At 74.0% G+C, this 17611-nt stretch carries 20 protein-coding genes; 18 read left to right on the plus strand and 2 right to left on the minus strand.

Annotation, left to right across the window (positions count from 1 at the left end; genetic code table 11):
- Positions 1 to 59: 59 nt before the first annotated feature.
- The 8 genes from glmS to ACN9M0_RS22190 all read left to right on the plus strand — a co-directional run bounded on the left by glmS (position 60) and on the right by ACN9M0_RS22190 (position 8369).
- Entirely contained in the window at positions 60 to 1907 is a 1848-nt protein-coding gene (gene glmS / locus ACN9M0_RS22155; RefSeq protein ID WP_366036413.1) for a glutamine--fructose-6-phosphate transaminase (isomerizing), read from the plus strand.
- A gap of 7 nt (positions 1908 to 1914) precedes the next feature.
- The gene (locus ACN9M0_RS22160; RefSeq protein ID WP_190157440.1) at positions 1915 to 2283 is read left to right on the plus strand and encodes a holo-ACP synthase; all 369 of its coding nucleotides are present in this window, start codon (positions 1915 to 1917) and stop codon (positions 2281 to 2283) included.
- Between the two features lie 431 nt (positions 2284 to 2714).
- Entirely contained in the window at positions 2715 to 4166 is a 1452-nt protein-coding gene (locus tag ACN9M0_RS22165; RefSeq protein WP_366036412.1) for an NAD(P)H-hydrate dehydratase, read from the plus strand.
- A 93-nt stretch (positions 4167 to 4259) separates the two neighbouring features.
- A complete protein-coding gene (locus ACN9M0_RS22170; RefSeq protein WP_426404082.1) occupies positions 4260 to 5216 on the plus strand; it encodes a L,D-transpeptidase family protein in 957 nt (318 codons plus the stop codon).
- A 20-nt stretch (positions 5217 to 5236) separates the two neighbouring features.
- A complete protein-coding gene (gene alr, locus ACN9M0_RS22175) occupies positions 5237 to 6385 on the plus strand; it encodes an alanine racemase (RefSeq protein WP_366036410.1) in 1149 nt (382 codons plus the stop codon).
- A 6-nt stretch (positions 6386 to 6391) separates the two neighbouring features.
- Entirely contained in the window at positions 6392 to 7567 is a 1176-nt protein-coding gene (locus tag ACN9M0_RS22180; protein ID WP_366036409.1) for an alpha/beta fold hydrolase, read from the plus strand.
- Between the two features lie 10 nt (positions 7568 to 7577).
- Entirely contained in the window at positions 7578 to 8099 is a 522-nt protein-coding gene (gene tsaE / locus ACN9M0_RS22185) for a tRNA (adenosine(37)-N6)-threonylcarbamoyltransferase complex ATPase subunit type 1 TsaE (protein ID WP_366036408.1), read from the plus strand.
- 114 nt (positions 8100 to 8213) lie between these two features.
- Positions 8214 to 8369 (plus strand): hypothetical protein, encoded by a 156-nt coding sequence (locus ACN9M0_RS22190; protein ID WP_399695851.1) that lies wholly within the window; start codon positions 8214 to 8216, stop codon positions 8367 to 8369.
- 35 nt (positions 8370 to 8404) lie between these two features.
- Here ACN9M0_RS22190 and ACN9M0_RS22195 read toward each other — a convergent pair whose 3' ends face one another.
- A complete protein-coding gene (locus ACN9M0_RS22195; protein ID WP_366036577.1) occupies positions 8405 to 8947 on the minus strand; it encodes a hypothetical protein in 543 nt (180 codons plus the stop codon).
- Positions 8948 to 9067: 120 nt separating this feature from the next.
- Between ACN9M0_RS22195 and tsaB the strand changes: the two genes are divergently transcribed.
- From tsaB to ACN9M0_RS22235, 8 genes are all read left to right on the plus strand, one after another.
- Positions 9068 to 9724: a tRNA (adenosine(37)-N6)-threonylcarbamoyltransferase complex dimerization subunit type 1 TsaB gene (gene tsaB / locus ACN9M0_RS22200; protein WP_366036406.1), complete on the plus strand. Its 657-nt coding sequence runs from the start codon at positions 9068 to 9070 to the stop codon at positions 9722 to 9724.
- A gap of 17 nt (positions 9725 to 9741) precedes the next feature.
- Complete coding sequence (rimI, locus tag ACN9M0_RS22205; RefSeq protein ID WP_366036576.1) at positions 9742 to 10212, plus strand: ribosomal protein S18-alanine N-acetyltransferase; 471 nt, start codon at positions 9742 to 9744, stop codon at positions 10210 to 10212.
- Positions 10202 to 11302: a tRNA (adenosine(37)-N6)-threonylcarbamoyltransferase complex transferase subunit TsaD gene (gene tsaD / locus ACN9M0_RS22210; protein ID WP_366036405.1), complete on the plus strand. Its 1101-nt coding sequence runs from the start codon at positions 10202 to 10204 to the stop codon at positions 11300 to 11302. Before rimI ends, tsaD begins: the two co-directional genes overlap by 11 nt.
- The gene (locus ACN9M0_RS22215; RefSeq protein ID WP_366036404.1) at positions 11299 to 11553 is read left to right on the plus strand and encodes a hypothetical protein; all 255 of its coding nucleotides are present in this window, start codon (positions 11299 to 11301) and stop codon (positions 11551 to 11553) included. The genes tsaD and ACN9M0_RS22215 overlap by 4 nt, the downstream gene beginning before the upstream one ends.
- Before the next feature lie 67 nt (positions 11554 to 11620).
- A complete protein-coding gene (locus ACN9M0_RS22220) occupies positions 11621 to 12478 on the plus strand; it encodes a polysaccharide deacetylase family protein (protein WP_426404083.1) in 858 nt (285 codons plus the stop codon).
- Between the two features lie 99 nt (positions 12479 to 12577).
- A complete protein-coding gene (locus ACN9M0_RS22225; protein WP_366036402.1) occupies positions 12578 to 12943 on the plus strand; it encodes a YciI family protein in 366 nt (121 codons plus the stop codon).
- 61 nt (positions 12944 to 13004) lie between these two features.
- Positions 13005 to 14243: an RNA polymerase sigma factor gene (locus ACN9M0_RS22230; RefSeq protein ID WP_399695958.1), complete on the plus strand. Its 1239-nt coding sequence runs from the start codon at positions 13005 to 13007 to the stop codon at positions 14241 to 14243.
- A 218-nt stretch (positions 14244 to 14461) separates the two neighbouring features.
- Positions 14462 to 15127: a hypothetical protein gene (locus tag ACN9M0_RS22235; RefSeq protein WP_399695855.1), complete on the plus strand. Its 666-nt coding sequence runs from the start codon at positions 14462 to 14464 to the stop codon at positions 15125 to 15127.
- Here ACN9M0_RS22235 and ACN9M0_RS22240 read toward each other — a convergent pair.
- Positions 15066 to 16256 carry a THUMP-like domain-containing protein gene (locus tag ACN9M0_RS22240; protein ID WP_426404084.1) on the minus strand — a complete coding sequence of 397 codons (1191 nt, stop codon included), beginning with the start codon at positions 16254 to 16256 and terminating at the stop codon, positions 15066 to 15068. The two genes, ACN9M0_RS22235 and ACN9M0_RS22240, sit on opposite strands and share 62 nt — an antisense overlap.
- Positions 16257 to 16411: 155 nt before the next feature.
- On the opposite strand from ACN9M0_RS22240, the gene ACN9M0_RS22245 reads away from it, so the two are divergent.
- Both ACN9M0_RS22245 and ACN9M0_RS22250 read left to right on the plus strand, forming a co-directional pair.
- Positions 16412 to 17326 (plus strand): polysaccharide deacetylase family protein, encoded by a 915-nt coding sequence (locus ACN9M0_RS22245; RefSeq protein WP_366036575.1) that lies wholly within the window; start codon positions 16412 to 16414, stop codon positions 17324 to 17326.
- Positions 17323 to 17601: a hypothetical protein gene (locus tag ACN9M0_RS22250; RefSeq protein ID WP_426404085.1), complete on the plus strand. Its 279-nt coding sequence runs from the start codon at positions 17323 to 17325 to the stop codon at positions 17599 to 17601. Before ACN9M0_RS22245 ends, ACN9M0_RS22250 begins: the two co-directional genes overlap by 4 nt.
- Positions 17602 to 17611: the final 10 nt, after the last annotated feature.

Below are 17611 nucleotides of genomic sequence, written 5' to 3' on the forward strand. Positions count from 1 at the left end.
GTGGGCGCGGGCCGCGTCGACTCCGGCCGGTGGGAGGGGTTCCGCCGTAGGCTGCCGCCATGTGCGGAATCGTGGGATACGTCGGCGGGCAGTCGGCGCTTGATGTGGTGGTCGCGGGCCTCAAGCGGCTCGAATACCGGGGCTACGACTCGGCCGGTGTCGCGGTGCTCTCCGACGGAGGGCTCGCCGCGGCCAAGAAGGCGGGCAAGCTCGTCAACCTGGAGAAGGAGCTCGTCGACCGGCCGCTGGCCGGCGGCTCCGTCGGCATCGGACACACCCGCTGGGCCACCCACGGCGGACCGACCGACGCCAACGCGCACCCGCACCTGGACAACGCCGGCCGCGTCGCCGTCGTCCACAACGGCATCATCGAGAACTTCGCCGCCCTGCGCGAGGAACTGACCGAGCGCGGCCACACGCTGCGCTCCGAGACCGACACCGAGGTCGTCGCCCACCTCCTCGCCGAGGAGTTCTCCTCCGCCGGAGACCTCGCGGAGGCCATGCGGCTCGTCTGCCGGCGGCTCGACGGCGCGTTCACCCTCGTCGCCGTGCACGCCGACCAGCCCGACGTCGTCGTCGGCGCCCGCCGGAACTCGCCGCTCGTCGTCGGCGTCGGAGAGGGCGAGAACTTCCTCGCCTCCGACGTCTCCGCCTTCATCGCCCACACCCGCTCCGCGGTCGAACTCGGCCAGGACCAGGTCGTCGAACTGACCCGGGACGGCGTCACCGTCACCGACTTCGACGGCGTACCCGCCGACGTACGGGCCTACCACGTCGACTGGGACGCCTCCGCCGCCGAGAAGGGCGGCTACGCCTCCTTCATGCTCAAGGAGATCGCCGAGCAGCCCAAGGCCGTCGCCGACACCCTCCTCGGACGGATCGACGGAGCCGGCCGGCTCACCCTCGACGAGGTACGCATCCCCGACGCCGTGCTCCGCGAGGCCGACAAGGTCGTCATCATCGCCTGCGGCACCGCCTTCCACGCCGGGCTCATCGCCAAGTACGCCATCGAGCACTGGACCCGCATCCCCTGCGAGGTCGAGCTCGCCAGCGAGTTCCGCTACCGCGACCCGATCCTGAACCGGCGCACCCTGGTCATCGCGATCTCCCAGTCCGGCGAGACCATGGACACCCTCATGGCGCTCCGGCACGCCCGGGAGCAGGGCGCGAAGGTGCTCGCCGTGTGCAACACCAACGGCTCGACGATCCCCAGGGAATCGGACGCCGTCCTCTACACGCACGCCGGGCCCGAGGTCGCGGTCGCCTCCACCAAGGCCTTCCTCACCCAGCTCGTCGCCTGCTACCTGCTCGCCCTCTACCTCGGCCAGGTGCGCGGCACCCAGTGGGGCGACGAGATCCACGCCGTCGTCCGCGACCTCGCCCGCATCGGCGACGACGTCGAGCGCGTCCTGGAGACCATGGAACCGGTACGGGCCCTCGCCCGCTCCCTCGCCGACAAGAACACCGTCCTGTTCCTCGGGCGGCACGTCGGCTACCCGGTGGCCCTGGAAGGCGCGCTCAAGCTCAAGGAACTCGCGTACATGCACGCCGAGGGCTTCGCCGCCGGCGAGCTCAAGCACGGGCCGATCGCCCTCGTCGAGGAGGGCCTGCCGGTCGTCGTGGTCGTCCCCTCGCCGCGCGGGCGGTCCGTCCTCCACGACAAGATCGTCTCCAACATCCAGGAGATCCGGGCCCGCGGGGCGCGGACCATCGTCATCGCGGAGGAGGGCGACGAGGCCGTCGTCCCCTACGCCGACCACCTCGTCCGCATCCCCGCCACGCCTACGCTGCTCCAGCCGCTGGTCGCCACGGTGCCGCTCCAGGTCTTCGCCTGCGAGCTCGCCACCGCGCGGGGCAACGAGGTCGACCAGCCGCGCAACCTGGCCAAATCCGTGACCGTGGAGTGAGTGGGAAATGATCATTGGGGTGGGGATCGACGTGGCGGAGATCGACCGCTTCGCCGCGTCCATCGAGCGCACACCGGGGCTGCTCCAGCGACTCTTCGTCGAGCGCGAGGTGCTGCTCCCGAGCGGCGAACGGCGCGGGCCCGCCTCGCTCGCCGTGCGGTTCGCCGCGAAGGAGGCCCTCGCGAAGGCGCTCGGCGCGCCGGGCGGGCTGCACTGGACGGACGCCGAGGTGTACGTCGAGGGCAGCGGGCAGCCGCGGCTGCGGGTACGGGGGACGGTGGCGGCGCGGGCGGCGGAACTGGGCGTCAGGCACTGGCACGTCTCGCTGAGCCATGACGCGGGGGTGGCGTCGGCGGTGGTGATCGCGGAGGGGTGAGGCGGGGGCTTCGGGGGCGGCCGGTGGGCGGGCGATGCCCCCCGGGCCGCGGCCCCGCCGGGCCGGGACCCGCGCCCACGCCGGCTGCGGGCCGCAGTCCGCGGGGCCGACACCGCGCCGCTCCCGTTGTCGCCGCTCGTCCGCGGGGCGGTGCCCCCGTCGCCCCCGTTGGGGGGTCGGTCGCCCGCCGGGCCGCCCCCCGCCGCCCCGTTGTGGGCATACGTTCCGCAAGGGGGACCCCCATCGCCCCTGCGGGACGATTGCCCACACGGCGGGTGGGCGGGGTGCTGCCCCGGCGGGCGCGGGGTCACGCGGGCGGTTGGGCGCGGCACTGCGCGGTGGGGCGCGCGGGTCCCACGCGGGTGGGTGCCGGCCCGTGGGGTCGGGTGTACGAGGGGCGTTGGGGGCGTGTGGGCGGCAGACTGCTGGGCATGCGTACCGCTTACCGCGTGGAGACCGTACGGGCCGCCGAGGCCGACCTCATGGCCCGCCTTCCCGACGGCGCCCTCATGCAGCGGGCCGCCGCCGGCCTCGCCGCCGCCTGCTGTTCGCTGCTCGGCAAGGGGCGGGTGTACGGCGCCCGGGTCGTCCTGCTCGTCGGCAGCGGCGACAACGGCGGCGACGCCCTGTACGCCGGGGCCCGGCTCGCCCGTCGCGGGGCGGGTGTGTCGGCCGTGTTGCTCGGGGAGCGGGCGCACGAGGGCGGGCTCGGCGCGCTGCGGGCCGCCGGCGGGCGGGTGGCCGACGATCCGTACGACGTACTGGCCGGCGCCGACCTCGTCCTCGACGGCATCACCGGCATCGGGGGACGCGGCGGGCTCCGCCCCGACGCCGTGCCCGTCGCCCGGGCCGCGCGCGGCTCCGACGCCGTCGTCGTCGCCGTCGACCTGCCGAGCGGCGTCGACGCCGACACCGGGGAGGTCCACGGCGAGGCGCTCCGCGCCGACGCGACGATCACCTTCGGGGCGTACAAGCCGGGCCTGCTCGTCGACCCGGCGCGGGAGTACGCGGGGGCGCTGCGGCTCGTCGACATCGGCCTCGGCGACGTGCTTCCGGGGGTGCCGGACCTGGAGGCCCTCCAGCACGACGACCTGGCCTGGCTGCTGCCCGTGCCGGGCGCCGAGAGCGACAAGTACCGGCGGGGCGTCGTCGGTGTCCTCGCGGGCTCCGCCCGCTACCCGGGTGCCGCCGTGCTCGCCGTGGCCGGCGCGCTGCGGGGCGGGGCGGGGGCGGTGCGGTACGTGGGCCACGCCGACGACGCCGTGATCGCCGCGCACCCCGAGACCCTGGTGCACCCCGGGCCCCCCGACAAGGCCGGGCGGGTCCAGGCGTGGGTCGTCGGGCCCGGCCTCGGCGAGGGTCCGGGCGCCGGGCTCGCCGTCACGGAGGTCCTCGCCTCCGACGTTCCCGTCCTCGTCGACGCGGACGGCCTCCGGGGGCTCGCGCCGGACGCCGTCCGGTCCCGTACGGCTCCCACCCTGCTCACCCCGCACGCCGGCGAGGCGGCGGCGCTGCTCGGTGTCGCCCGGGAGGAGGTCGAGGCCGGGCGGCTCGCGGCGGCCCGCGAACTGGCCGGCCGCTTCGGGGCGACGGTCCTCCTGAAGGGCTCGACGACGGTGGTGTGCGGGGCGGACGGCGGGCCCGTACGGGTCAACCCGACCGGGACGTCATGGCTGGCCACGGCCGGCAGCGGCGACGTCCTCTCCGGGCTCGCCGGGTCCCTCCTCGCGGCGGGTCTTCCGGCCCTGGACGCGGGGTCCTGCGCGGCCTACCTCCACGGCCTCGCCGCGCGGCGGGCGTCGGAGGGGGGTGCCCCGGTGACGGCCACGGACGTCGCGGACTCCCTGCGGGGGGCATGGCGGGACGTGACGGCGGGGTCGTAGCTTCGTCGGGGCCACCCCCACTCGGGCGAACACCGTTGACCCAGCCGTGGGTTCCCGCGCGCTGCCGGGGCGGGGGGCGGATTGGGTGAGTGGGTGATCAGTTGGAGAAGCCGTACCGCGCCGTTGTTGTTCGTCCTCGCCGCCTCCCTCGCCCTCGGACCCGCCGCCTTCGCCGCCTCGCCGGATCCGGTGACCCCGGTCCTCGCCGCCCCTCCGGATCCGGGGACCCCGGTCCTCGCCGCCCCTCCGGATCCGGCGACCCCGGTCCTCGCCGCCCCGCCCTCCGGTGACCCCGATCCGCTCGTGCCCGGGGTCGTCGGGGGCGGGCGGGCCGAGTATCCGATGGACACGCCCGACCAGGTGCTGCCGCCCCTGCACACGGAGGGCGACCCGACCGTGCCCGAGCCCGAGGAGGAGGTCGACGAGCTCGTCGAGTACCTGCCGCGCAGTGCCGTCGTCGGCACCGCCTGCACCGTCCGGACGGGGACCCATCAGCGCCGGGTCGAGCGGCTGCTCGGGCTGCCGGTCGACGGGAAGCAGTCCGCCGCCGACTGCCGGGCGATCCGCGCCTTCCAGGTGAAGGAGAAGATCAAGCCCGCCGTCGGGTACGCCGGGCCGGTCACCTGGGCCCGCGCCGAGCTGCTCGCCGCCCGGAAGAACCTCGACCCGGGCGGGCGCTGCCCCGTGAAGAAGTACGCCGTCGCCTGCGTCGACCTCGACCGTCAGCTGATGTGGGTGCGGAAGGGGAAGAAGGTGACGTACCCCGTGGTCAACATCCGTAGCGGGCGGCCCGGGTACGCCACCCGCACCGGCTGGCACACCGTCTACTGGCGGCACAAGGACCACTGGTCGTCCATCTACGACACCCCCATGCCGTACTCCCAGTTCTTCAGCGGCGGACAGGCCTTCCACGCCGTCTACGGGCAGCTTGCCACGCCCGTCGGCAGCCGCGGCTGCGTCAATCTCACCTACCGCGACGCGGGGAAACTCTGGGACGTCCTCCGTAAGGGTGACCGGGTCTACATCTGGGGAAAGCGGCCCGGGAGCTGACACCTGAGAGACTGGGCGCGATGACTGAGACACCTCCGCCCCGAAGGGCCCGCGCCGAGATCGACCTCGGCGCGCTGCGTGCGAACGTCCGCACGCTGCGCGCCCGTGTCGCCCCCCACGTCCGGATCATGGCCGTGGTCAAGGCCGACGCGTACGGACACGGCGCTCTGCGCTGTGCCCGCGCCGCCCTGGACGCGGGCGCGGACTGGCTCGGGACGGCCACCCCGCACGAGGCGCTCGCCCTGCGCGCCGCCGGGATCACGGACGTGCCCGTCATGTGCTGGCTCTGGACCCCCGGGGATCCCTGGGACCAGGGCATCGAGGCCGGTCTCGACATGTCCGTGAGCGGGATGTGGGCCCTGGAGGAGGTCGTCCGGGCCGCGAAGGCGGTCGGGAAGACGGCCAGGATCCAGCTCAAGGCGGACACCGGGCTCGGGCGCAACGGCTGCCAGCCCGCCGACTGGCCCGAGCTGGTCGGGGCCGCCCTGAAGGCGGAGGTCGACGGGCTCGTCAAGGTGACCGGTCTCTGGTCGCACTTCGCCTGCGCGGACGAGCCGCACCACCCGTCGATCGCCGCCCAGCTCGACGTCTTCCGTTCGATGCTCGACCACGCCGAGCAGGCGGGTGTCCGGCCCGAGGTCCGGCACATCGCCAACTCGCCGGCCACCCTCACACTGCCCGAGGCCCACTTCGACCTGGTCCGGCCCGGCATCGCGATGTACGGCGTGTCGCCGAGCCCCGAGCTCGGCACCTCCGCCGAGCTCGGCCTGCGGCCCGTCATGTCGCTCAAGGCGAGCGTCGCGCTCGTCAAGCACGTGCCCGCCGGGCACGGGGTGAGTTACGGGCACCACTACGTCACCGAGGGCGAGACCACCCTGGGGCTGGTCCCGCTGGGGTACGCGGACGGGGTTCCCCGGCACGCCTCCGGGCGCGGGCCCGTCCTCGTCGGCGACCGCGTCCGCACGGTCGCAGGGCGCGTCGCCATGGACCAGTTCGTGGTCGACCTCGGCGGGGACACCCCCGAGCCCGGCACCGAGGCGGTGCTGTTCGGCCCCGGCGACCGGGGCGAGCCGACCGCCGAGGACTGGGCGGTGGCCGCCGACACCATCGCGTACGAGATCGTCACCCGGATCGGCGCGCGCGTCCCGCGCGTCTACCTGGGGGAGTAGCCCGCCATGGCGGAGTCGAGTGGCAGCAGCTGGAGGCGTGCCGGGTTCGCCGGTGCCGCGATAGGCGTGCTCGCCGCCGGCGCGGCCGCCGGGGTGGCCGTCGAGCGGCTCACCGTCGGCCGTTCCGTGCGGCAGAAGGCACGGCTCGCCCTGGACGCCACCGGCCCGTACGGCGGTCTGCGCGGCGCCCCCGGCCGGGCCCTCGCCGACGACGGGACCGTCCTCCACTACGAGGTGGACGAGGTGGACGAGGCCGAGCCGGACACCGCGTCGGCCGGTCGCCTCCGGAGGCTCTTCGGGCGGAAGGAACCCGCTCCCGTCACCGTCGTCTTCAGCCACGGCTACTGCCTCAGCCAGGACTCCTGGCACTTCCAGCGGGCCGCGCTGCGCGGTCTCGTCCGCACCGTCCACTGGGACCAGCGCAGCCACGGCCGCTCCGGGCACGGGGTCTCCCAGGGCGGGCCCGACGGGGTGCCCGTCTCCATCGACCGGCTCGGCCGCGACCTCAAGGCCGTCCTCGACGCGGCCGCGCCCGAGGGCCCGCTCGTCCTGGTGGGGCACTCGATGGGCGGCATGACGGTGATGGCGCTCGCCGAGCAGTACCCGGAGCTGATCCGCGACCGGGTCGTCGGCGTCGCCCTCGTCGGCACCTCGGCGGGGAACCTCGGAGAGGTGTCGTACGGGCTGCCGCTCGCCGGCGTCAACGCCGTCCGGCGGGTCCTGCCGGGCGTCCTGCGGGCCCTCGGCTCCCAGGCGGAGCTGGTCGAGCGCGGGCGGCGGGCGACCGCCGACCTGTTCGCCGGGCTGATCAAGAAGTACTCGTTCGCCTCGAAGGACGTGGACCCGGCGGTCGCCCGTTTCGCGGAGCGGATGATCGAGTCGACCCCGATCGACGTGGTCGCCGCCTTCTACCCGGCCTTCGTCGAGCACGACAAGGCCGCCGCCCTCGCCGCCTTCCAGGAGCTTCCGGTGCTCGCGCTCGCCGGGGACAACGACCTGGTCACCCCCAGCTCGCACACCGAGGCCATCGCCGCCCTCCTGCCGGACGCGGAGCTGGTCATCGTCCCGGACGCGGGCCATCTGGTGATGCTGGAGCACCCGGAGGCGGTCACCGACCGGCTGGCCGACCTGCTGGTGCGGGCCGGTGCCGTCCCGGCCGGGGAGACCTTCCGCACGAGCTAAGTTTGCGGGTATGGAAGCAGCGCACCCGCCCGTCTCCGGCGCCGGCCCGTCCGTCTCCGGTGCCACCCTCTCCGTCGAGTCCCCGCAGCAGATGCAGGAGCTCGGCCGCCGGCTCGCGAAGATCCTCCGGCCCGGCGACCTCGTCATGCTCACCGGCGAGCTCGGCGCCGGGAAGACCACCCTGACCCGCGGCCTCGGCGAGGGGCTCGGCGTGCGGGGCGCGGTCACCTCCCCGACCTTCGTCATCGCCCGCGTCCACCCGTCCCTGGTCGGCGGGCCGGCCCTGGTCCACGTCGACGCGTACCGGCTCGGCGGCGGTCTCGACGAGATGGAGGACCTCGACCTGGACGTCTCGCTGCCCGAGTCCGTGGTCGTCGTGGAGTGGGGGGACGGCAAGGTCGAGGAGCTGACCGACGACCGGCTGCACCTCCTCATCCACCGGGTGACCGGCGACACCGACGACGACCGGCGCACGGTCGTCCTGCGCGGGATCGGCGCGCGCTGGGCCGACGAGGAGCTGGGCGCCCTCTGACCGTCCGTACGTAGGTTCCGACAACGTGTCGGGAAGGTGTTGCGTGCGTCGTGCGCGCCGTGGTCACATGGATGCACGAGATGGTTAGGTGTACCTAACCTACGGGAGGCAAGCATGGCGACGCCCGAACGCGCGGAACCCGGACGGGACCACGTCTCGATGAGTGAGCTGCTCGCGTCCTGCGCGGCCGCCCGGACCCTCTCGACCCCGCCGCCGCAGCCTGTCGAGCAGGTCGAGGAGGACGAGACCGTGCGGGACGAGGCGGCGTAGGGGGGGCGTGGCCCCCCCCCCCGCGGGGGTGCGCGTCAGGCGACGACGACGACCTTCGCGCCGATCACCGCGAACGTCCACATCGCGTTCCCGTCGGCCCGCTTCATGCGGATGCCGCCGGTCTTCCTCGACGGGTCCGGGGACGGCATCGAGCCGTCGACCGCCGCGCTGAAGCCGATCGCCACGTCCTCGGTCATCGCGAACCGCACCACGTGCTCGATCTGCACCCCGTCCGAACCGCGCACCGAGCCCGAGCGCGAGGTCACCGTGTACGCCCCCGGCGTCGGGTCGACCGAGCTCGGCCGCACCGTGAACGTCCGGGTCGCCTTGCCCTTCGCGTCCACCAGCCACACCCGGCGGTCGCTCAGCGCGTACACGACGCGCTCGCCGCTTCCCGAGCCCGCGGGGACGGCGAGCGGGTCCTTGGCCGGCTCCTTCGGGCCGCCGCTCGGCGAGACCGAGGGCGCGCCCGTGCCCGGCGTGCGCGGCTTCACCGACAGATCGGCGGGTGCGTTCGCCGAGGCCTGGTAGGCGAGGAAGCAGACCGCGGCGACGGCCGCCGCCGTGAGCCCGGCCACGAATCCCGAGCTGCTGCGTGCCACCGTGCCCACCTCTCGTACGAACGTATCGAAGGGTGACGGTAGCAGCCGCCCACCCGAGGTTCGGGGCAGCGTGCCCGGGAGCCGTAGGCTGTTCGCGTGCTGTTGCTCGCCATGGATACCGCCACCCCCGCCGTCACCGTCGCCCTCCACGACGGCGAGGCCGTCGTCGCCTCGTCGAGTCAGGTCGACGCCCGCCGCCACGGGGAGCTGCTGCTGCCCGCCGTCGACCGGGTCCTGAAGGAGGCCGGGCTGAAGCTCGACGCGGTCACCGGGATCGTCGTCGGCGTCGGCCCCGGCCCGTACACCGGGCTCCGGGTCGGCCTCGTCACCGCCGCGGCCTTCTCCTCCGCGCTCGGCGTGCCGGTGCACGGACTGTGCACCCTCGACGGCCTCGCGTACGCCTCCGGGATCGACGAGCCCTTCGCCGTCGCGACGGACGCGCGCCGCAAGGAGGTCTACTGGGCGCGGTACGAGGACTCCCGCACCCGCGTGGGCGACGCGGCCGTCGACCGGCCCGCCGAGATCGCCGGCGCGCTCGCCGGGCTCCCCGTCGTCGGCGCGGGCGCCCGCCTCTACCCCGAGGCCTTCCCCGACGCCCGCGACCCCGAGCACCAGTCGGCCGCCGCGCTCGCCGGGCTCGCCGCCGAGAGGCTCGCCGAGGGCGGGGACGGCTTCCTCGACCCGCTGCCCATGTACCTGCGCCGCCCCGACGCGCAGGTGCCGAAGAACTACAAGGTGGTCACTCCCAAGTGACCGCCAAGCTCCGTGCGATGCGCTGGTGGGACCTGGAGCCGGTGCTCGCGCTCGAAACCGAGCTCTTCCCCGAGGACGCCTGGTCGGAGGGCATGTTCTGGTCGGAGCTCGCGCACGCGCGCGGGCCGCGCGCGACCCGTCACTACGTGGTGGCCGAGGACGAGTCCGGCCGGCTCGTCGGCTACGCGGGGCTCGCCGCCGCCGGCGGCCTCGGCGACGTCCAGACCATCGCCGCCGCCCGCGACCAGTGGGGCACCGGCCTCGGCGCCCGGCTCCTCACCGACCTCCTCCAGGCCGCGACCGCCTTCGAGTGCGAGGAGGTCCTCCTCGAAGTGCGGGTGGACAACACCCGGGCCCAGAAGCTCTACGAACGCTTCGGCTTCGAGCCCATCGGCTTCCGCCGCGGCTACTACCAGCCCGGCAACGTGGACGCGCTCGTGATGCGACACATCGTTCAAGGAACAGAGACTGATTCAGATGGCTGCTGACGAACCGCTCGTACTCGGCATCGAGACCTCCTGCGACGAGACCGGCGTCGGCATCGTCCACGGGACCACCCTCCTCGCCGACGCCGTCGCCTCCAGCGTCGACACCCACGCCCGCTTCGGCGGCGTCGTGCCCGAGATCGCCTCCCGGGCCCACCTGGAAGCCATGGTCCCGACGATCGAGCGGGCCCTGAAGACGGCCGGGATCTCCGCCAAGGACCTCGACGGCATCGCGGTCACCGCGGGCCCCGGCCTCGCGGGCGCCCTGCTCGTCGGCGTCTCCGCCGCCAAGGCCTACGCCTACGCCCTCGGCAAGCCGCTCTACGGCGTCAACCACCTCGCCTCGCACATCTGCGTCGACCAGCTGGAGCACGGCAAGCTGCCCGAGCCGACGATGGCCCTGCTGGTCTCCGGCGGCCACTCCTCGCTGCTGCTCTCCTCCGACATCACCTCCGACGTGCGGCCGATGGGCGCCACCATCGACGACGCGGCCGGCGAGGCCTTCGACAAGATCGCCCGCGTCCTCGACCTCGGCTTCCCCGGCGGTCCGGTCATCGACCGGCTCGCCAGGGAGGGCGACCCGGCGGCCATCGCCTTCCCGCGCGGACTGAGCACCGCCAAGGACCCCGCGTACGACTTCTCCTTCTCCGGCCTCAAGACCGCCGTGGCCCGCTGGATCGAGGCCAAGCGGGCGGCCGGCGAGGACGTGCCCGTCCGGGACGTCGCCGCGTCCTTCCAGGAGGCCGTCGTCGACGTCCTCACCCGCAAGGCCGTCCGGGCCTGCAAGGACGAGGGCGTCGACCACCTGATGATCGGCGGCGGCGTCGCCGCCAACTCGCGCCTGCGCGCCCTCGCCCAGGAGCGCTGCGAGCGCGCCGGGATCCGGCTGCGGGTGCCGCGTCCCGGCCTGTGCACGGACAACGGCGCGATGGTCGCGGCCCTCGGCTCCGAGATGGTCGCCCGCAACCGGCCGGCCTCGGACCTGGAGCTGTCGGCGGACTCGTCCCTGCCGGTGACGGACCCCCACGTGCCGGGTCACTCCCACGACCACGACCACGTGCACGAGGTCAGCAAGGAGAACCTGTACTCGTGAGGCTCACGCTCATGTGGGAGGCCAGGGCCGCCCAGGGCCGGGGCGCCGAGCTCCTGGAGTGGGCACGGGCCCAGGTCCTCGTCCGTGAGCCGGTCCGCCGGGAGCTCTTCCGGGCCCCGCAGGACCGGGTCCTCGTGCTCACCTGGTGGGAGGCGGACGGCTTCGACGCCGAACTGCCCGAGCTGCCGGAGCCGGACGCGGAGCTGATCACCCGTCCGGTCCACCGCTGGCGCTTCGAATCGGTCGAATAGCCGACCGAATAGCACGTGCGACCGGAAGTCGAGCAACCTTTCGATCGCGTAGGGCATCCCACAGCGCGTGAAGAAGACGATCGCGCTGTGGGCGGCCCTGACGGCCGTCGCCCTCCTGGTGACCGGCTGCTCGGTGGAGGAGCCCTCCGCCGCTGCCGCCCCCGTCCCGGAGCGGACGAGCGCACCCGCCGCCACACCCTCCGCCGGTGGGCACAGGGCGCCCGAGGCCCCCGAGCGTGCCGCTGCCGCCGCGTACCGGAAATGGGGCCTGAAGCCCTTCGCCGCCCCGCCCGCCCCGCCCGCGGTCAAGCCGGTGGTCCGCGCGGCCGGCGGACCGGTGCCCGTCATCAGCGAGATCCCGACCCGCGAGAAGATCGTCTTCATCACGATCGACGACGGGGCCGAGAAGGACCCCGAGTTCGTCCGGATGATGAAGGACCTCAAGGTCCCCTTCACGATGTTCCTCACGGACGCGGCCATCCGCGCCGACTACCCGTACTTCGCCCCGCTCGTCGCCGAGGGCCACGGCCTCGCCAACCACACCCTCACCCACCCCAACCTGCGCACCCTCCCCCCGGAGGCCCAGCGCCGGGAGATCTGCGGCCAGCAGACGAAGCTGAAGCAGCGGTACGGCACGACCCCGCGGCTCTTCCGCCCGCCGTACGGCAACTGGAACGAGGCCACGCGCGCGGCGGCCGGCGAATGCGGCCTCGACGCGATCGTGCTGTGGCGCGAGTCCATGCAGATCAAGAACATGCAGTACCAGCGCGGCGACCGGAAACTGCACCCCGGCGACATCATCCTGGCCCACTTCCGGGGCCCGTCCGAGCTCAAGGGCCGGACGATGACCGAGATGACGGCGACGATGCTGCGCAAGATCCAGGAGCAGGGCTTCACCGTGGCCCGCCTGGAGGACTACGTCTAGAAAATTCTTCGGGCGCGGTGTCGATGCGGGCCCGGCCCGTTCGACGTATGTGTGGACGGCGGGGAACGGCCCCGCCCACCGCACCCCCGAGGAGTCGTCATGCCCCGCTTCCTGTCCCTCGTCCGCATCGAGGAGAACACCATCGACATGGAGAGCGCCGACCCCGGCTTCGAGCAGCGGATGGGCGCGCTCTTCGAGGAGATCACCAAGGCCGGTGCCATGGTGGACACCGCCGGGCTCAAGCCGACCGCCGAGGCCACCCGGATCACCTGGTCGGACGGGAAGCTGTCGTACACCGACGGCCCGTTCACCGAGACCAAGGAGGTCGTCGGCGGCTACGCGATGCTCCAGTGCAAGGACATGGCCGAGGCCGTCGAGTGGGGGAAGCGCTTCCTGGCCGTCCACCCGCCGCACTGGAAGGTCGGCCTGGAGGTCCGCGAGGTCGAGGAGATGCCGGAAGGCTGACCCGCGCTGTGCTGTCATGTGAACCGTGACGGTGGAGAGCACGCTGGAGACGGTCTTCCGGATGGAGTCGGCGCGGATCGTCGCCACCGTGGCGCGGATCGTCCGGGACGTCGGCATCGCCGAGGAGATCGCCCAGGACGCGCTCGTCTCCGCCCTGGAGCAGTGGCCGCGGTCAGGCATCCCGGAGCGGCCGGGAGCCTGGCTGACGGCCGCCGCGAAGCACCGCGCCGTCGACCTCGTGCGGCGGCGCGAGACGTACGCCCGGAAGCTCGCCGAGGTCGGCCGGACGCTCGACCTCGGCGAAGCGGTGTACGACCCCGAGCCGTCCGGCCCGGGCGACATCGACGACGACGTGCTCCGGCTCGTCTTCACCACCTGCCACCCGGTGCTCTCCGCCGACGCCCGCGCGGCGCTCACGCTGCGCCTCGTCGGCGGGCTCCGGACCGACGAGATCGCCCGCGCCTTCCTCGTGCCCGAGGCGACGGTCGCCGCGCGGATCACCCGGGCCAAGCGGACGCTGGCGAAGGCGGACGTCGCGTTCGAGGTGCCGTACGAGGAGGTGGGGGTCCCCCCGGACGAAGTCTGGGGGAGGGCCGCCCGGCTCGGCTCCGTCCTGGAGGTCGTCTACCTGATCTTCAACGAGGGGTACGCGGCCACCGCGGGCGACGACCTGCTGCGGCCCGGCCTGTGCGAGGACGCGCTGCGGCTCGCCCGGGGCCTGGCCGCTCTGATGCCGGAGGAGAGCGAGGTGCACGGCCTCGCCGCCCTCCTCGAACTCCAAACCTCCCGCGGCCCCGCCCGCACCGGCCCCGACGGGCGGCCGGTGCTCCTCGCCGACCAGAACCGCAGCCGCTGGAACCGCCTCCTCATCCGCCGCGGGTACGCCGCCCTCGCACGTGCCGGGGACGGGCGCTCCTACGGGCCGTACGCCCTCCAGGCCGCGATCGCCGCCTGCCACGCGCGGGCCGCCTCGTACGAGGAGACGGACTGGGCGACCATCGCCGCGCTGTACGGACGGCTCGGCGTCCTCGCGCCGTCCCCGGTCGTCGAGTTGAACCGCGCGGTCGCCGTGTCGATGACCGAGGGCCCCGCAGCGGCCCTCCCGATCGTGGACGCCCTCGCCACCGAACCGTCCCTGGCGCGCTACCACTTGCTCCCAAGCGTGCGCGGCGACCTGCTCGCCCGCCTCGGCCGGACGGCGGAGGCGCGAGCGGAGTTCGAGCGCGCGGCCGCCCTGACGAGGAACGAGAGCGAGCGCGCACTGCTCCTCGGGCGCGCCCGGAAGCCGGGCGAGGCGTAGGGGAGTCGGGTGCGGTGACGGGCGTCGCGCCGCGGAGGGGCAGGGTGTCGGGTGTGGTGGCCGGCGTCGCGCCGCGGAGGGCCAGGGTGTCGGGTGTGGTGGCCGGCGTCGCGCCGCGGAGGGGCGGGGGTGTCCGGTGCGGTGACGGGCTTCGCGCCGAGAAGGCCGGCCCAGGGGTCTCCGGTCTTCTCGGCGGGGCGCACCTTAGGGTGCTGGACATGTCCCCGCGTACCCCGCTCCCGCCGCCGCCCCCGCCCGCCGAACTCCAGAGCTGGCCCGACCGGGAGGCGCGGCTCGCCGACCGGGCGCTGGCGCTCGACGAACTCGGCAGGCGGCTGCTCGGCGGAGGGCGGCTCGCGCTGTTCCTGCTCTGGTTCCTCCTGCTCGAACTGGGCTGGTCGCTCATCGGCGTGCTGCTCACCGCGCTCGGCGCGCCGCTCATCGACCCGATGATGACGATGCTCGGGCTCTTCGCGGCGCTCCTCGGCATCGGGGTCTTCGTCCCTGCCGTGTGGCTGACCGTCCGCAGCCTGCGGCGCGACCGGACCGTCCGCGAGCGCCTCGCCCTGTGGGCGGCCCTCGACCGGCACGGTCCGACGGACGCCCGGCTGCGCGCCCCCGTCCTCAGCGCCTGCTGGCTGCTGCTGTCCTTCGCGATGTGCGCGGTCGGCCTCTGGCTCGGCTTCGCGGTCCCGGCGGGCGTCACACGCGACGACGGTTACGGCTGGGTCGCGTACGGCATGGGCGTCGCCCTGATCCTCTGGGTCACGGGGCTGACCGGTCTGGCGAAGGCCATCGGCCACTACCGCTTCGCGGTACGGCTCACCGGCCCCCGCCCGCGGGCCGGCCGATCAGCATCGTCGGGGCTCCCGCGACCCGAGTGAGCAGCACGGTCGCGGAGTTGGGGCCCTTGGGCTTCACCCGGCGGCGGATCTCCTCCGGTTCGACGGCCGAGCCGCGCTTCTTCACGGTGAGGGTGCCGACCTCGCGCTCCCGCAGCAGGGCCTTCAACTTCTTGAGGTTGAAGGGGAGTTCGTCGGTGATCTCGTACGCGGCCGCGTACGGGGTGGGGACGAGGGCGTCCGCCGTCACGTACGCGATCGTCTCGTCGATCAGGCCGCCGTCCAGCTCCTGGGCCACCTCGGCGACCAGGTGCGCGCGGATGACGGCGCCGTCCGGCTCGTACAGGTAGCGGCCGACCGGGCGGACCGCCGGGTCGGGCAGCCTCCGGCCGGTGAGCCCGGCGCCGGAGGGCAGCAGGGTGGCCCGGCGGGCGCCCGGCTCCGTGCCGAACCAGAGCACGGCCTCCTTCACGTCCCCGCCGTCCGAGATCCACTCCGCCTCGGCCTCCTCGGGCACCGCCTCGTGCGGGATGCCCGGCGCCACCTTCAGTGCGGCGTGCGGGGCCCGGCGGGCCGCGTCGATCGCCCAGGAGAGCGGCGGGGAGTACGCCTCGGGGTCGAAGATCCTGCCCCGGCCGCCGCGCCGCGCCGGGTCGACGAAGACCGCGTCGTACGGGCTGGTGTCGATCTCGGTCACGTCCGCGCACCGGACCTCGATCAGCTCCGCGAGGCCGAGCGCCGCCGCGTTGGCCCGGGCCGCCTCGGCGGTCAGCGGGTCGCGGTCGACGGCGAGGACGGAGATCCCGGCGCGGGCGAGGGCGATCGCGTCGCCGCCGATCCCGGAGCAGAGGTCCGCGACGCTGCCGACGCCCAGCGCCTTCAGCCGGGCCGCCCGGTACGTGCCGACCGAGGCGCGGGTCGACTGCTCGACGCCGTTGGGCGTGAAGTACATCCGGTACGCGTCCTCGGCGCCGAACTTCGCCACCGCCCGCTGGCGCAGCCGCGCCTGGCCGAGGGCCGCGGTGACGAGCTCGGCGGGGTGGTCGCGGCGCAGCCGGGAGGCGACCGCCAGCTCCTGGGCGGGGTCGTAGTCGCGGAGGGCGGCGAGGAGCGTCTGGCCCTCGGGGCTGAGCAGGGCGGCGAAGGAGTCGAGGTCGGTCACCCGTCCCATTCTGGTCCAGGGCCTGCCTGACCTCAGACAGGCCCTGAAACGCTGTGGGCCGGCCGGGGGACGGTGGGTGTGTACGGCGGTGTCGTGGCCCGGAAGGAGCTGTCGCGCTGACAGGATGCGGCGCCATGCAGCTCGTACGACAAAAGGACCAGATGATGGCAAAAGGTGCGCACCGCCCCCGCCGGACGCTCGGGGCGGCGCTCGCCGTCGCCGCCCTCGCCTCCGCCGCCACGGCCTGCTCCGGCAGCGCCGAACCCGAGCGCGCCGCGCCGGGCCCCGCCGCCGGACAGCAGGCCCAGGGCGCCGCCGGCGCCCTCAGCGCCTACGTCCGGAAGGTCCGCGAGCAGCGGGCCGCCCGCGTGCTCGCCGCCCGGAAATGGGGCCTCAAGAAGGTTCCGCTCGACGCGCCGTCCCCGCCCGCCGTCAAACCGAAGATCACCACCCGCAAGGGCTTCGAGACGGACGGCGAGGACCTGCCGCCCGTCTTCACCACCGTGCCGACCAAGCAGAAGGTCGTCTTCCTGACGATCGACGACGGCGCGGAGAAGGACCCCCGGCTGCTGAAGATGATGAACGAGCTGCGGATCCCCTACAGCGCCTTCCTCAGCGACTACCTCGTCAAGGACGACTACGGCTACTTCGCGAAGATGCAGAAGTCGCAGGAGTCCGGCGTCTCGCTGCACAACCACACCCTCCGCCACCGCTACCTGCCCGGACTCTCGTACAGCGAGCAGAAGCGCGAGATCTGCGGCATGCAGGACGTCATCGAGAAGCGCTTCGGCAAGCGGCCCCCGCTCTTCCGCCCGCCGTACGGCAACTACAACGAGGACACCCTGGTCGCCGCGAAGAGCTGCGGCGTCAAGGCGGTCCCGCTCTGGGCCGCCGAGGCCTTCCCCGACCACATGGAGTGGCGCGAGTGGGACCGGGACCTGCACCCCGGCGACATCGTGCTCACCCACTTCCGGGGCAAGGGGGACTGGAAGGGCAGCATGCCCGACATGATCCGCAACGTGATGAACGTGATCACGGCCAAGGGGTACGCGGTCGCGAAGCTCGAGGACTACGTGTGAGAGGGCGGGCGCGGCGGTGGACCGCCCTGCTGACCGTGGCCGGCGCGCTCCTCGCCCTCCCGGCCTGCGCCTCCTCGGTCGACCCGATCGAACGGCTCGGCCGGAAGGCGGCGGAACGGGTGAGCCCCCCACCCGCGGCGGCCCCGCACGTACGGGCGGTCGTGGACGCGAAGAGCTGCGAAGAGGCGGGATCGCGCCGTACGGTCGCGCCTGCGGCCGGGCCCGCGATCGCGCCACGGAGCGATGAATTGGCACTCCGCTTGACCGAGTGCTAATCGCGGTCAT

The sequence above is a fragment of the Streptomyces sp. R-07 genome (genome assembly GCF_049913175.1).
In the GTDB taxonomy this organism is placed as follows: domain Bacteria; phylum Actinomycetota; class Actinomycetes; order Streptomycetales; family Streptomycetaceae; genus Streptomyces.

Bases quoted from the DNA above. Each gene is read 5' to 3' on its own strand.
- glmS (WP_366036413.1), top strand. From the start codon at position 60: ATGTGCGGAATCGTGGGATACGTCGGCGGGCAGTCGGCGCTTGATGTG.
- ACN9M0_RS22160 (WP_190157440.1), top strand. From the start codon at position 1,915: ATGATCATTGGGGTGGGGATCGACGTGGCGGAGATCGACCGCTTCGCC.
- ACN9M0_RS22165 (WP_366036412.1), top strand. From the start codon at position 2,715: ATGCGTACCGCTTACCGCGTGGAGACCGTACGGGCCGCCGAGGCCGAC.
- alr (WP_366036410.1), top strand. From the start codon at position 5,237: ATGACTGAGACACCTCCGCCCCGAAGGGCCCGCGCCGAGATCGACCTC.
- ACN9M0_RS22180 (WP_366036409.1), top strand. From the start codon at position 6,392: ATGGCGGAGTCGAGTGGCAGCAGCTGGAGGCGTGCCGGGTTCGCCGGT.
- tsaE (WP_366036408.1), top strand. From the start codon at position 7,578: ATGGAAGCAGCGCACCCGCCCGTCTCCGGCGCCGGCCCGTCCGTCTCC.
- ACN9M0_RS22190 (WP_399695851.1), top strand. From the start codon at position 8,214: ATGGCGACGCCCGAACGCGCGGAACCCGGACGGGACCACGTCTCGATG.
- rimI (WP_366036576.1), top strand. From the start codon at position 9,742: ATGCGCTGGTGGGACCTGGAGCCGGTGCTCGCGCTCGAAACCGAGCTC.
- tsaD (WP_366036405.1), top strand. From the start codon at position 10,202: ATGGCTGCTGACGAACCGCTCGTACTCGGCATCGAGACCTCCTGCGAC.
- ACN9M0_RS22225 (WP_366036402.1), top strand. From the start codon at position 12,578: ATGCCCCGCTTCCTGTCCCTCGTCCGCATCGAGGAGAACACCATCGAC.
- ACN9M0_RS22230 (WP_399695958.1), top strand. From the start codon at position 13,005: ATGGAGTCGGCGCGGATCGTCGCCACCGTGGCGCGGATCGTCCGGGAC.
- ACN9M0_RS22235 (WP_399695855.1), top strand. From the start codon at position 14,462: ATGTCCCCGCGTACCCCGCTCCCGCCGCCGCCCCCGCCCGCCGAACTC.
- ACN9M0_RS22240 (WP_426404084.1), bottom strand. From the start codon at position 16,256: ATGGGACGGGTGACCGACCTCGACTCCTTCGCCGCCCTGCTCAGCCCC.
- ACN9M0_RS22245 (WP_366036575.1), top strand. From the start codon at position 16,412: ATGGCAAAAGGTGCGCACCGCCCCCGCCGGACGCTCGGGGCGGCGCTC.